Below are 13,508 nucleotides of genomic sequence, written 5' to 3' on the forward strand. Positions count from 1 at the left end.
GCTGGCCGCGTCCGCGATTCGCCGAATTACCCAGCCGGATCAACGACTTGGAAATCAGTCCCGAGCCGCTGCCCGCCGCTGCCCGGGATGACCGGGCGGCTCCGTCCGGGTCGGTTTCCGGCGCTCCATGCAAGAACGCCGGCCATTGGCCGGCGTTCCCGCGATCGCATGCCGCTTACCAGATCTTCACCCGCTGCTCGGGCTTGAGGAACAGCTTCTGCCCGTCGGCGACCTTGAAGGTGTCGTACCAGGCATCGATGTTGCGCACGGTCAGCGCGCGCCAGCGCGCCGGGGCATGGCCGTCGCCGATGACCTGCGCGCGCAGCGCGGCGTCGCGCTGCTTGGCCCGCCACGCCTGGGCGAAGGCGAGGAAGAAGCGCTCGTCGCCGGTCAGGCCGTCGATCACCGGCGCCGGCTTGCCGCCGAGCGACTTGTGGTACGCGGTGTACGCGGCCTGCAGGCCGGCGACGTCGGCGATGTTCTCGCCCAGGGTCTGCTTGCCGTTGAGGTGCAGGCCGGGCAGCGCCTCGTAGGCGTCGTACTGCGCGACCAGCTTGTCGGTGGCGGCCTTGAAGTGCGCCGCGTCGTCCTTGGTCCACCAGTTGCGCAGGCGGCCTTCCGCATCGAACTCGGAGCCGAGGTTGTCGAAGCCGTGGCTGACCTCGTGGCCGATCACCGCGCCGATCGAACCGTAGTTCGCCGCGGCGTCCGCGTTCGGGTCGAAGAACGGAGCTTCCAGGATCGCCGCAGGGAAGTTCATCGCGTTCTGCAGCGGCAGCTGCACCGCGTTGACCGTCTGCGGGGTCATCCACCATTCCTTCTTGTCCGGCGCCTTGCCGAGCTTGGCGGTCTGGTGGCGGTACTCGGCTTCCTCCGCGCGCAGGCGGTTGCCGAGCGGATCGTCGCGCTTGATCTCGAGCGAGGAATAGTCGCGCCAGCTGTCCGGGTAGCCCACGCCGACCAGCATGGTCTCGGCCTTCGCCTTCGCCGCCTTCTTGGTCTCCGGCGTCATCCATTCCAGCTTGTCCACGCCTTCGCGGAAGGTGGCGAGGATGTTGTTGACCATGTCCTCGACCTTGGCCTTGGACGATGCCGGGAAGTACTGCTTGATGTACGCCTGGCCGATCGCATCGCCCAGTGCGCCGTCGGTGGCGCCGATCGCGCGCTTCCAGCGGTCGCGCTGCCGGGTGGTGCCGTTCAACTGGGTGCCGTAGAAGCCGAAGCTGAGGTCGGCATAGGCCTTCGGCAGCAGCGCCGCGCTGTGGTTGATCGCGTGGAAGCGCAGGTAGTCCTTCCATGCCTGCAGCGGCTCGCTGGCGACCAGCGCGGACAGCTTCTTGATCGCGTCCGGCTGCCAGGCGAACACGGTCGGCTGGCCGGACAGCTTGGCGGCATCGAAGAACGCGGCCCAGTCGATGCCCGGCGCGTTCTTGGCGAAGTCCGCGGTGGCCCACGGATTGTTGGCCTTGTGGATGTCCTGGCTGTCGACCACGTTGGCATGCGCCCTGGCGATCTTCGTCTCGAGGTCGAAGATGGTCTTGGCTTTCTTGTCCGCATCGGCGTCGCCGGCGAGCTTGAGGATGTCGGCGATGTACTTCTGGTAGGCGACGCGATTGGCCGCCATGTCCTTGTCGCCGGCGAGGTAGTACTCGCGGTCCGGCATGCCCAGGCCGCCCTGCATCAGGTAGCCGACGTTCTTCGACGGATCCTCCAGGCCCTGCGCCACGAACAGGCCGAACAGGTTCTCGGTGTAGAAATTGGTGGCGTTCAGCGGGTCGGTGTCGGCGCGCACCTGTCCGCCGAGGTAGCGCGACAGGCCGGCGGCATCGGCGATCGCGGCGACCTTGTCCAGCGACGGTTGCAGCGGCGCAAGCCCGCGCGCCTCGATGCCGGCCTCGTCCATGTACGCGGCGTAGTAGTCGGCGATCTTGCGTTCGTTGCTGCCTGCCGCCGGGTTGGCCTTGTCGAAGCCCTGGATCAGGTCGGACAGGCGCTTCTCGGCCTTCTCGAACACGTAGAAGCCGGTGCTGATGCTGGCGCGGTCGGCGGGGATCTCGGTGGCCTTCTTCCACGCGCCGTTGGCGTATTCGTCGAAGTCGTCGCCGGGCTGCACGGCCTTGTCGATGCCGGCCAGGTCGATGCCGGAGCCCGGTGCGGCCGCGGCTTCGGCGGCGGCCGGCGTTGCGGCCTTGTCGGTCGGGGCGCCGCGGTCGCAGGCGGCCAGCGAAGCGAGGATGGCCAGCGCCAGTGCGGCGCGGCGAAGGGATGCGGTGGTCATGCGGGAACCTCGGCGGGAAGACCCGCGCATCCTGCGCCGATCCGCGTTGGGAACATGTGCAGGAAGTCAGGGCGCTACACTCGATATCCCCCCGCCAGGAGGCCGCCATGAGCGCCGACGTGTATCCGGTTCCCGACGCATTCGCGGCCAATGCCCGCATCCGCCGCGACGACTACCAACGCCTGTACGCCGAATCGCTACGCGATCCCGATGCGTTCTGGGGCGAAGCCGCCAAGCGCCTGGACTGGATGCGCGCGCCTACCCGGGTCAAGGACGTCAGCTATGCGCTGGAGGATTTCCGCATCCGCTGGTTCGCCGACGGCGAGCTCAACGCCAGCGTGAACTGCCTCGACCGGCACCTCGAAACGCGCGGCGGCAAGACCGCGCTGATCTTCGAGCCGGATTCGCCCGACGGCGACGTGCAGCGCATCAGCTACCGCGAACTGCATGCGCGCGTCTGCAAGCTGGCCAATGCGCTGCGCAACCTCGGCATCGGCAAGGGCGACCGCGTCACCATCTACCTGCCGATGATCCCCGAAGCCGTGGTGGCGATGCTGGCCTGCGCGCGGATCGGCGCGGTGCACATGGTGGTGTTCGGCGGGTTCGCGCCCAATTCCATCGCCGACCGCGTCGCCGATTGCGGCAGCAAGCTGATCATCACCGCCGACGAAGGCCTGCGCGGCGGCAAGAAGGTGGCGCTGAAGGCGAACGTGGACGCGGCGCTGAAGCTGCCGGGCACGAACTCGGTGGAAACCGTGCTGGTGGTGCGGCATACCGACGGCGCGGTGGACATGCAGATGCCGCGCGACCGCTGGTACGACGCGGTGGTCGACGGCCAGCCGGGCGAGTGCGAACCCGAGCGCATGAACGCCGAAGACCCGCTGTTCATCCTCTACACCTCCGGCAGCACCGGCAAGCCGAAGGGCGTGCTGCATACCACCGGCGGCTACCTGCTGTGGGCGGCGTACACGCACGAGGCGGTGTTCGACCTGCGCGACGACGACGTGTTCTGGTGCACCGCCGACGTCGGTTGGGTCACCGGCCACAGCTACATCGTGTACGGGCCGCTGGCGAACGGCGCCACCGAGGTGATCTTCGAGGGCGTGCCGAACTTCCCGGATGCCTCGCGCTTCTGGCAGACCATCGACAAGCACCAGGTCAGCCTGTTCTACACCGCGCCGACTGCGATCCGCGCGCTGATGCGCGAAGGCGACGCGCCGGTGAAGCGGACCTCGCGCGCGTCGCTGCGCGTGCTCGGCACGGTCGGCGAGCCGATCAACCCGGAAGCCTGGCGCTGGTACCACGAGACCGTGGGCGATGCGCGTTGCCCGATCGTCGATACCTGGTGGCAGACCGAGACCGGCGGGATCCTGATCTCGCCGTTGCCGGGCGCGATCGATGCCAAGCCGGGCTCGGCGACCAGGCCGTTCTTCGGCGTGCAACCCGCCATCGTCGATGCCGAGGGCAAGCGCCTCGAAGGCGCGACCGAAGGCAATCTGGTCCTGCTGGATTCGTGGCCCGGGCAGATGCGCACGGTGTACGGCGACCACCAGCGCTTCATCGACACCTATTTCAAGACCTATCCCGGCAGCTATTTCACCGGCGATGGCTGCCGTCGTGACGAAGACGGCTACTACTGGATCACCGGCCGCGTCGACGACGTGATCAACGTCAGCGGCCACCGCATCGGCACCGCCGAAGTCGAAAGCGCGCTGGTCTCGCACCACGACGTCGCCGAGGCGGCGGTGGTCGGCTTCCCGCACGACATCAAGGGCCAGGGCATCTACGCCTACGTGACCCTGAAGCAGGGCATCGAAGCCAATGATGATTTGCGCAAGGCGCTGGTGCAGCAGGTGCGCAGCGAGATCGGCCCGACCGCCACGCCCGACCACATCCAGTGGGCACCGGGCCTGCCGAAGACCCGCAGCGGCAAGATCATGCGCCGCATCCTGCGCAAGATCGCGGAGAACGCGCCGGACCAGTTGGGCGATACCAGCACACTGGCGGATCCGTCGGTGGTGGATGCGCTGGTGCGCGAACGCCGCGAGGCCTGATACGCATAGGCAAAAAGAAACCCGCCTTGCGGCGGGTTTCGTGGCCATCCTTGGCCGCAAGCATCCTGCTTCGACGCGTTTTCATTGCCGCCATCCCTGGCCGTGCGTTTGCCGAGGCTGCGCGGCAATGCCGCACAAAGCGCGTCTTGGCTCATCCCTTCACGCACACCACCTGGCGCAGCGTGTGCACGATTTCCACCAGGTCGGACTGCGCCGCCATCACCGCGTCGATGTCCTTGTACGCGGCCGGCGACTCGTCGATCACGCCGGCGTCCTTGCGGCACTCGACGTGGGCGGTGGCCTGCCGATGCTGGGCCAGGGTGATCTGCGCGCGCGCGGCGGTACGGCTCATCACGCGGCCGGCACCGTGGCTGCAGCTGTGGAAGCTGTCCGCGTTGCCCAGCCCACGCACGATGAAGCTCTTCGCGCCCATGCTGCCCGGGATGATCCCGAGCTCGCCGGCACGCGCGCTCACCGCACCCTTGCGGGTGACCAGCAAGTCCACGCCGCCATGCATCTCCTGCTGCACGTAGTTGTGGTGGCAGTTCACCGCCATCTTTTCCAGCTGGAACTTCGGCAGGCGATGGCGCATTTCGTGCAGCACCCGCGCCATCATCGCCTCGCGGTTCTCGCGGGCGTAGTCCTGCGCCCACGACACCGCCTCCACGTAGTCGTCGAACAGGGGCTCGCCCTGCAGGAAGAACGCGAGGTCCTTGTCCGGCACGTGGAAACCGAGCACGCGCTTGCCCAGCTCCTCGCGCGCCCGCTCGATGAAGTAGCTGCCGATCAGGTTGCCAGTGCCGCGCGAACCGCTGTGCAGCATCACCCACACCGCATCGCTCTCGTCGAGGCACAACTCGATGAAGTGGTTGCCGCCGCCCAGCGTCCCGATCTGCCGGTCGAGCTTGTCGGTGCGGATCTTGCGGTGCTTCTGCTGGATCGCGTCCAGCCGCTGGACCAGTCCCGACTGCGCGACGCGGGTCTCGATGCCGTCCGGCAGCTTCCAGTGCTCGCCACCGCGGCCGTTGCCGACCGGCACGCTGCGCTCGATCGAGTTGCGCAGCGGGCCGAGGTCGTCGGGCAGGTCGCTGGCGCGCAGGGTGGTGCGCACCGCGGCCATGCCGCAGCCGATGTCGACGCCGACCGCGGCCGGGATGATCGCGCCGCGGGTCGGGATCACCGAGCCCACGGTCGCGCCCTTTCCCAGGTGCACGTCCGGCATCACCGCGACCCACGGCCCGACGAACGGGATCGACGCGATGTTGCGCAGTTGCTCGTGCGCCTGCGGCTCCAGCGGCACGCCGTGCACCCAGCCCTTGATCGGGGTGGCGCTGTCCTCGGCGTGCAGCAGTTCGAATTGCGATTGGGTTTGCATGTTCATGTCTCTTCAGTCCATTGAAACCTGCGCGATGCGTCCTTGCCCCGCGCAGGGGTATCACTTCATCGTCACCAGCTGCTTCAGCACGCCATCCAGGCCGCCGAACACGGTGAGCTTGTCGATCTTCTCGGTGACCTTCTCCAGGGTCTCGAGCTCCTTCAGACGCATCAGCACCGGGCTGTCCTCGATCAGCTTGGCGGTGTTGAGCAGGGAACGCGTGGCGTTCGCCTCCTCGCGACGGCGGATCACGTTGGCCTGCGCCGCCTTCTCCGCCTGCACCACGCTGTTGAGGATGTCCTTCATCTCGCCCGGCAGGATCACGTCCTTGACGCCGACGCCAAGCACCTCGATGCCCAGCTCGGTCACCCGGCCGCGCACGTAGCCGAAGATGTCGGCATCGAGCGAGGCCTTGTCGCCGAGCAGCTCGTCCAGCGTCTTGGCGGCGATCGCCTTGCGCAGGCCGAACTGCAGCTCGCGGTACACGTAGTCGCCGAACTTCGCGACCCTGGTGCGCGCGGCCACCGGGTCGGTGACGCGGATGCTGGCGGCCAGGTTGACGCGCAGGCTGACCTTGTCGCGGGTCAGCAACTCCTGGCCCGAGACCTCCAGCGACTGCACGCGCAACTCGATCACGTCCACCGCCACGTTCTTGCGGAAGTTCCAGAACGCGTGGTTGCCCGCACCCAGCACCTGCACCAGCTTGCCGTCGATGAACACCAGGCCCGCCGACTCCGCCGGCACGTCCGCCACGACGGCGAGCTTGCCCAGCGTGCCGAGCTGGCGCAGGCGGTTGGCGACATCGCTGCGCACCGCCAGGCCCGTGGCCAGCGACACGCGCTCGACCTCGACCTTCACCAGCCCGCGCCAATACAAGCGACGCGAACCCGGCGCCAGCACGTCCTCCAGCTTGCCGTTCTTCGCCACCAGGCCGACCTCGTCGGCGCCGATGTCGGCGAACACGAAGGTCTCGCCCAGCCGCTCGCCGAGGCGCGCGATCAGCGCGTCCACGTCGTGGCCGGCGTACTCCGGCGCGGCGATGTTGTAGGTACGCACCTCGATGCGCTTGAGCGGGTCGAACATGCGGTGCACGCCCGGCTCCAGCACGCGCTCGAACTGGCGGTTGCGATACAGCAGGGCGCGCTCGCCATCGCCGATCACGATCCTCTTGCTCCAGAACATGGGTAACTCTCCTTGTTGGTCCTGGTGGTCCGATCCGATTGGGGCGCGATGGATCGGTGCTCGCGTTGCATCCCGCGCGACAGGCGCAGGAAGAGAAGAAGGTGGAAACGCCCCTGACGTCGATGCCGCGGAGCCGGCGCGCTGTCCGCGCGGAGGCCGTGTCGTGGTCGGTATCGCGATGCACTGCGATCCCGATCCACTGCAGGCCCGCGCGCTTCGAGGGCGGCGGCCCGGCGACATCGCCGCTGCGTATCCATCGACATCGCGATGCATTGCGATGAAGCGGAACACGCACGGGGCGTTTCCTGGTGCGGGCTTGCGCCCGTGGTTCCAGATTTACAGTCTGGTTTGGAGCGGGATTCGAACCCGCGACTCTCGGTGTTGAACCGATGCTCTACCCAACTGAGCTATCCAGTGGTGGACGAACCGGATTCGAACCGGTGGCCAACGGCTTGCGCCGCTGCTCGACCTCTGAGCTTTCGTCCGCTCGCGGAACACCTTCTCCCGATCCCCGGCATGCGCCACGGCAGCGCCGCGCGCACCGGACGGGCCTTGTGAACCCGCGCCGCTGTGGACCGTACGAGCGATGCTCCGCATTGGCGTCTCCGACGTGCATCGAAAGCGCCAATCCGTGTGCGACTGCATCCGCTTGCCGCCCGTGCCGAAGCATCCAGGCACGGCGCATCCTGAGCGCCTTCGCGACGTTTCCCTGCCTCGGGCCAGCAAGAGCCCGGATGCTTCGGGAGCGCGATGCAATCGCGTTTTGATCGTGTGGTGGATCCCTTTGCGAACGCCGGAAACGAAACGCCCCCGGGTGCTGGAGCCCGAGGGCGTTCGCGTGGCCTCGGGAGATCGGGGTGACCGATCTCCGCGATGCGAAAGGATCAGTCGATGGAGGTGGAGCCGAAGTAATGCCGCATGCCGCGAAGCGACAGCGCGTCGCGCCATTCGCACGCGCGCAGGCCCGCATCGCGCTTGCGCGATGGCGTCGGTGCTGCGATGTGGAAGGACTGCGTCATGGAATTCGTGTGCTCAGGAAATCGCCGCAGTGGCGAAGGTGGCGCACCTTACGCGCGCCGTTTTTGTTTGGCAACAAAATTTCTGCATCACCGACGAACGGCGCGAATTACGCAACGAGCGGACAAAAAAAGAAGCCCGCATCGCTGCGGGCCTCTTCTGCATCCGATGGAACGGAAGGCTTACTTGATCTTGCCTTCCTTGTACGGAACATGCTTGCGCACGACGGGGTCGTACTTGCTGACCTCCATCTTGTTCGGCGTGTTCTTCTTGTTCTTGTCGGTGGTGTAGAAGTGGCCGGTGCCGGCCGTGGAGATCAGACGGATCTTGTCGCGCTTGCTTGCCATGGTGTGATCTCCTTAGACCTTGTCGCCCTGCTTGCGCAGGTCGGCCAAGACGGCATCGATGCCGTTCTTGTCGATGGTGCGCAGGGCCGCGGCGGAAACGCGGAGCTTGACCCAACGGTTCTCGGAAGCGACCCAGAAGCGGCGCTCGTGGAGGTTGGGCTGGAAGCGACGACGGGTCTTGCGGTTGGAATGCGAGACATTGTTGCCGGTCGTCGTGCGCTTGCCGGTAACTTGGCAGACTTTGGACACTGTGCACCTCGATGAAATTGGAAAGTCTGGCCATGGATGGCCAGGCTCTTGCGGAAGGATCCGCAAATGTTGTCGCCCGTAGCCCGGGAGACGGCGGCCCCGCCGCGTTCCCCGGAGGGTCTGCGGCACACGAAACGGGAGGTTTCCACGCTGCCAATGGCGGGCCGGAGTCGTGTTCCGGGTCCGCCCGGAACCAGCCAGAAGGCGGTGCCGGACGCAGCGAGCCGCGCATTATGCGGGCAAATCCCTTTGCGGGCAAGCACTTGGCCCGAATCCGGGCGCCGGGGCTATTTCGCCGGCGCCGCCTTCGCGCTGGCGATATACGCCCGGATCTGCGATTCCAGCACCGGCAACGGCACCGAGCCCTGCGACAGCACGGCATCGTGGAAGGCGCGGACATCGAATTTCGGGCCCAGCGCGGCCTCGGCCTCGGCGCGCAGGCGGCGGATCGCCAGCTCGCCCAGCTTGTAGCTCAGCGCCTGGCCGGGCCAGCTGATGTAGCGGTCGACCTCGGTGGTGACCTCGTGTTCGGACAGGGCGGTGTTGTCGCGCAGGTAGGCGATGGCCTGGTCGCGGGTCCAGCCCTTGTGGTGGACGCCGGTGTCGATCACCAGCCGGCAGGCGCGCCACATCGCATAGGTCAGGCGGCCGAAATCCTCGTACGGGGTTTCGTAGATGCCCATCTCCTTGCCCAGCCATTCCGAGTACAGGCCCCAGCCCTCGCCATAGGCGCTGATGTACTCCTTGCGGAAATCCGGCAGCTCGCCCTGTTCGCGCACCAGCGACTGCTGCAGCGAATGGCCGGGCGAGGATTCGTGCAGGGTCAGCGCCGGCAGGTTGTACAGCGGGCGGCTGGGCAGGTCGTAGGTGTTGAGCCAGTAGGTATCCGCACCGCCGCGGCCGGCGGTCCAGAACGGGGCGATGTCCGCCGGCACTTCGACGATGGTGAAGCGCCCGCGCGGCAAGGTGCCGATCAGCTTGCCGACTTCGCCATCCACCCGCTTGCTGATCCATGCGGCGCGATCGAGCAGGTCCTGCGGCGTCTTCGCGTAGAACTGCGGATCGCTGCGCAGGAAGGCGAGGAAGTCGGCGAAGCGCGTCTCCTTCGAGGTTCCCTTGAAGCCGACCTGGTCGATGATGCGTTCCATTTCGGCGCGGATCGCGGCGACTTCCTGCAGGCCGATGGCATGGATCTGGTCGGGCGACAGGTCCAGCGTGGTGTAGCTGCCGATCTGCTCGCGGTACCAGGCTTCGCCGTCCGGCATCGCCTCGGCGGCCAGCGTGCTGCGCGCCTTCGGCATGTACTCGTCGCGGAAGAACGCCAGCAGCCGGGCGAAGGCGGGGATCACCGCGTCGCGGATCGCGGCGCGGCCCTCGGCGCGCAGTGTTTCCTGTTCCGCCGCGGGAATCGTCGCCGGCATCTTCCGGTACGGGCCCCAGAACGCGGCGTCCTCGGGGTTCTTCAGTTCCGCGACCATCGCGATCGAGCCGTCGCGGCCGGCCAGCACCGCGCGCGGCACGCTGAAGCCGCGCGCAAGGCCGGCGCGCATGTTGGCGGTCTGCTGGTCGAAGTAGCGCGGCACGTCGCGCAGGCGCGCGGCGTAGGCGCGATAGGCGTCGGCGTCGCGCAGGTCGGCGCGGGCCATGAAGCCGAGGTCCGACCAGAACGAACTGTCGGAATTGAATGGCATCTCGTAGTCGCGGAAGCGGATCGAGGCCGCCATGTGCGCGATCTGCGGGCGGTACACCGCGAAATTCACCTGCTGCGCCGGCGACAGCTTCGCCGCGTCGATGCCGTCGAGCCGTTTCAGCACGCCATCGAGGTAGGCCAAGCGCTTCGCCTGCGCCTCCGGGCCGACATCGGCCAGCGTGGTCGAGGGCTTGCGGCTGCTGTTGTCGCTGTCCTCGTCGTAGCCCGGCGCCTGCTGCATGCGCCAGTCCCACTCCGCCTTGTAGAGGGTCTCGAAGGCCTGGTCGGCGGCGTTCGCGGCGGGCGGCGTCGCGGCCTGCGCGGCGATCGGCAGCAACAGGCAGCAGGCGAGGGCGAAGGCTTTCACGGGGCGGCATCCGGCGGCGAAGTGGCCGGATCGTAGCATCGCGCTATCGGCTCAATGGTCGTTGCGGTCGCGGTGCCAGCCGCGGTGCTTGATGTCGAGATAGAGGCTGTAGCAGGCGGTGAAGCTGGGGAACAGGTTTTGCAGGATGCCGACCGCGTCGTTCTTGCCGAAGATGAAATAGGCCAGCGTCATCAGGCTGCCGAGGATGCTCATGTACCAGAACAGGCGCGGGATCACCGGCTTGCCGTGGCGCTTGCTGGCGATGAACTGGACCAGCCAGCGGCCGCCGAACATCAGCGCGCCGACCAGGCCGATCAGCTTCCACGGCGACATGTGGATGCCGGTCCATTCCAGCCACGGGATGGCGGTATTCATGACATCCGGCGCCGATGCGATCATCGCGGCAACTCTTCCACCGCGGTGCGGCGGCTGCGCAGGATCAGCCAGGCCACGCCGCGCAGGTCCTTGATCCCGACCAGCGCGCGGTTGAGGTTGTTGTACTTGGACACGCCGGCGGTGCGGTGGCGGTGGTTGACCGGCACGCTGACGGTCTTCCAGCCGGCGCGCTGCATCAGCGCCGGCAGGTAGCGGTGCATGTGGTCGAAGTAGGGCAGGTCGAGGAAGGCTTCGCGCTCGAACAGCTTGATCCCGCAGCCGGTGTCCGGCGTGGAATCGCGCAGCATGCGGCTGCGGATCGCGTTCGCCCACTTCGAGGCCCAGCGCTTGCTGCCGGAGTCCTGGCGGTTCACCCGCCAACCGGCGTACAGCTTGGTCTGCGCGTCGCCGGCATCGCGCTTTTCGACCAGCTTGGGGATGTCGGCGGGGTCGTTCTGGCCATCGCCATCAAGCGTGGCGATCCATGCGCCGCGGGCGGCCTTGACCCCGTTGCGCACCGCGGTGCTCTGCCCGGCGTTGCTGAGGTGGCGGATCACCCGCAATTCCGGCACGGTCGCCTGCAGTTCGCGCAGGCGGGCCAGCGTGGCGTCCTTCGAGGTGTCGTCGACGTAGACGATCTCGAAGTCGATCTTGCCGCGCAGCGCGGCGACGATCTCGCCGACCAGCGGGGCGACGTTGTCTTCCTCGTTGTGCACCGGCACCACGACCGAAAGCTGCGGCGTTGCGCTCATGGGCTGCTCGACCTCAGGACTTGTTGCGCAGGCGTTCCAGCACGCCGTCGAGTGCTTCGAGGTTGCCGTAGTGGATCACCAGCTTGCCCTTGTTGCCGCGGCCGTGCTGCACGTCCACCCGGCTGCCCAGGGTTTCCGACAGCTCGCGCTCCAGCGCGAGGATGTCGGCCTGCGGTTTCGGTTTCGCCGCCGCCGGTTTCTTCGCCGCCGGCACCTTGCCGCTGGCCAGCTGCTGCACGCGATGCTCCACCTCGCGCACCGACCAGCCGTGTTCGGCGGCCTGCTTGGCCAGCGAGATCGCCATCGGCACCGCCAGCGACAACAGGGCGCGCGCATGGCCCATTTCCAGCGCGCCGGTCTGCACCAGCACGCGGATCTCGGCCGGCAGTTCGAGCAGGCGCAGCAGGTTGCTGACCGCGGCGCGCGAGCGGCCCACCGCCTCGGCGGCGGCGGCATGGGTCAGGTCGAATTCGTCGATCAGGCGCTGCAGCGCCTGCGCTTCCTCCAGCGGGTTGAGGTCTTCGCGCTGGATGTTCTCGATCAGCGCCATCGCCACCACGGTGCGGTCGTCGACCACCCGGATCACCGCCGGCACTTCGGTCAGGCCGGCGCGTTGCGAGGCGCGCCAGCGGCGTTCGCCGGCGATGATTTCGTAGGTGCGGCCGCCCTTGCCGCCGGCGCCGATGTGTTCGCGCACCACGATCGGCTGGATCACGCCCTGCGCCTTGATCGAGGACGCGAGTTCCTCCAGCCGCGCGTCATCCATCGAGCGCCGCGGCTGGAACTTGCCCGGGACCATCGCATCCACCGGCAGGGTGCGCAGCTGGTCGCCCGGCATCGCCTGCAGCGGCGGCGCCTCGGCGGCGGCCTTGGGGCCGAGCAGGGCTTCCAGGCCGCGGCCCAGGCCGCGCTTCTTGGCCGCGCTTTTCGCAGCGTCCTTGCCGGCGGTCATGCGGCCTTCTCCTTGCTGGCGTTGCCTTGTTCGCGCTCGCGCTGGCGGCGCAGCAGTTCGCCGGCCAGGCCCAGGTAGGCCACGCCGCCACGGCTGGCCTTGTCGTAGCCGATGATGCTCTGGCCGTGGCTGGGCGCCTCGGCCAGGCGCACGTTGCGCGGGATGATGGTGCGGAACACCAGCTCGCCGAAATGGTTGGTGAGTTCGGCCGAGACCGCGTTGGCCAGGTTGTTGCGCACGTCGTACATGGTGCGCAATACGCCTTCGATCTCGAGCTGCGGGTTGAGCCGGCCCTTCAGCGCCTCGATGGTGTCGAGCAGCGCGCTCAGGCCTTCCAGCGCGTAGTACTCGCACTGCATCGGCACCAGCACCGAATCGGAGGCGTTCAACGCGTTGAGGGTGAGCAGCGACAGCGAGGGCGGACAGTCGACGATGATGAAGTCGTAGCCGGCGCGCACCGTTTCCAGCGCCTGCTTGAGCTTCTGCTCGCGGCCGGCCGCGTCCATCAGCCGGATCTCGGCCGCGGTCAGGTCGATGTTGCCGGGCAGCAGGTCGTAGCCGTCCTCGCAGCGCACGATCACCTCGCGCGCCTGCGCTTCGCCCAGCAGCACGTCGGTGATCGAGGCCTCGAGCTCGCGCTTGTCGACGCCGCTGCCCATGGTCGCGTTGCCCTGCGGATCCAGGTCGACCAGCAGCACGCGCTTGGGCGCGCGGGCGAGCGATGCGGCCAGGTTGACCGCGGTCGTGGTCTTGCCGACCCCGCCCTTCTGGTTGGCGATGGCGATGATGCGGGCCATGCGGCGTGCGTTTCCTTCGGGAGTGTTGGCGCGGGGGCGTGCCGGCGAACGGCACGCGGCCGTCGATTATGCC

At 67.7% G+C, this 13,508-nt stretch carries 12 protein-coding genes and 2 tRNA genes; 1 reads left to right on the top strand and 13 read right to left on the bottom strand.

From position 1 onward, the window contains the following. Positions 1 to 175: 175 nt before the first annotated feature. Positions 176 to 2,278 (bottom strand): M13 family metallopeptidase, encoded by a 2,103-nt coding sequence (locus tag FHQ07_RS09040; protein ID WP_139716498.1) that lies wholly within the window; start codon positions 2,276 to 2,278, stop codon positions 176 to 178. Between the two features lie 107 nt (positions 2,279 to 2,385). On the opposite strand from FHQ07_RS09040, the gene acs reads away from it, so the two are divergent. Continuing rightward, the gene (gene acs / locus FHQ07_RS09045) at positions 2,386 to 4,332 is read left to right on the top strand and encodes an acetate--CoA ligase (protein ID WP_139716499.1); all 1,947 of its coding nucleotides are present in this window, start codon (positions 2,386 to 2,388) and stop codon (positions 4,330 to 4,332) included. A gap of 151 nt (positions 4,333 to 4,483) precedes the next feature. On the opposite strand, the gene FHQ07_RS09050 is transcribed toward acs, so the two are convergent. From FHQ07_RS09050 to FHQ07_RS09100, 12 genes are all read right to left on the bottom strand, one after another. Further along, entirely contained in the window at positions 4,484 to 5,707 is a 1,224-nt protein-coding gene (locus FHQ07_RS09050) for an RtcB family protein (RefSeq protein WP_139717987.1), read from the bottom strand. A gap of 60 nt (positions 5,708 to 5,767) precedes the next feature. Next, positions 5,768 to 6,889 carry a slipin family protein gene (locus tag FHQ07_RS09055; protein ID WP_139716500.1) on the bottom strand — a complete coding sequence of 374 codons (1,122 nt, stop codon included), beginning with the start codon at positions 6,887 to 6,889 and terminating at the stop codon, positions 5,768 to 5,770. A 344-nt stretch (positions 6,890 to 7,233) separates the two neighbouring features. Further along, positions 7,234 to 7,304: transfer RNA gene (locus tag FHQ07_RS09060), tRNA-Leu, on the bottom strand. Next, positions 7,305 to 7,374, bottom strand: a tRNA-OTHER gene (locus tag FHQ07_RS09065). 399 nt (positions 7,375 to 7,773) lie between these two features. Continuing rightward, on the bottom strand, positions 7,774 to 7,908 hold the full coding sequence (locus tag FHQ07_RS14645; RefSeq protein WP_277871788.1) for a hypothetical protein: 135 nt from the start codon (positions 7,906 to 7,908) through the stop codon (positions 7,774 to 7,776). 180 nt (positions 7,909 to 8,088) lie between these two features. Continuing rightward, positions 8,089 to 8,253, bottom strand: a complete 165-nt coding sequence (gene rpmG, locus FHQ07_RS09070) for a 50S ribosomal protein L33 (protein WP_139716501.1) — start codon at positions 8,251 to 8,253, stop codon at positions 8,089 to 8,091. A gap of 12 nt (positions 8,254 to 8,265) precedes the next feature. Continuing rightward, on the bottom strand, positions 8,266 to 8,502 hold the full coding sequence (rpmB, locus tag FHQ07_RS09075; protein WP_139716502.1) for a 50S ribosomal protein L28: 237 nt from the start codon (positions 8,500 to 8,502) through the stop codon (positions 8,266 to 8,268). Positions 8,503 to 8,789: 287 nt separating this feature from the next. After that, entirely contained in the window at positions 8,790 to 10,598 is a 1,809-nt protein-coding gene (locus FHQ07_RS09080; RefSeq protein WP_139716503.1) for a DUF885 domain-containing protein, read from the bottom strand. A gap of 12 nt (positions 10,599 to 10,610) precedes the next feature. Next, complete coding sequence (locus tag FHQ07_RS09085; RefSeq protein WP_139716504.1) at positions 10,611 to 10,934, bottom strand: lipid-A-disaccharide synthase N-terminal domain-containing protein; 324 nt, start codon at positions 10,932 to 10,934, stop codon at positions 10,611 to 10,613. A gap of 20 nt (positions 10,935 to 10,954) precedes the next feature. Then, positions 10,955 to 11,686: a glycosyltransferase family 2 protein gene (locus tag FHQ07_RS09090; protein ID WP_139716505.1), complete on the bottom strand. Its 732-nt coding sequence runs from the start codon at positions 11,684 to 11,686 to the stop codon at positions 10,955 to 10,957. Positions 11,687 to 11,699: 13 nt separating this feature from the next. Next, positions 11,700 to 12,638: a ParB/RepB/Spo0J family partition protein gene (locus tag FHQ07_RS09095; protein WP_139716506.1), complete on the bottom strand. Its 939-nt coding sequence runs from the start codon at positions 12,636 to 12,638 to the stop codon at positions 11,700 to 11,702. Continuing rightward, positions 12,635 to 13,435, bottom strand: a complete 801-nt coding sequence (locus FHQ07_RS09100) for a ParA family protein (RefSeq protein WP_139716507.1) — start codon at positions 13,433 to 13,435, stop codon at positions 12,635 to 12,637. The genes FHQ07_RS09095 and FHQ07_RS09100 overlap by 4 nt, the downstream gene beginning before the upstream one ends. Between the last annotated feature and the right edge of the window lie 73 nt (positions 13,436 to 13,508).

This window comes from Thermomonas aquatica (genome assembly GCF_006337105.1).
Lineage (GTDB): Bacteria > Pseudomonadota > Gammaproteobacteria > Xanthomonadales > Xanthomonadaceae > Thermomonas > Thermomonas aquatica.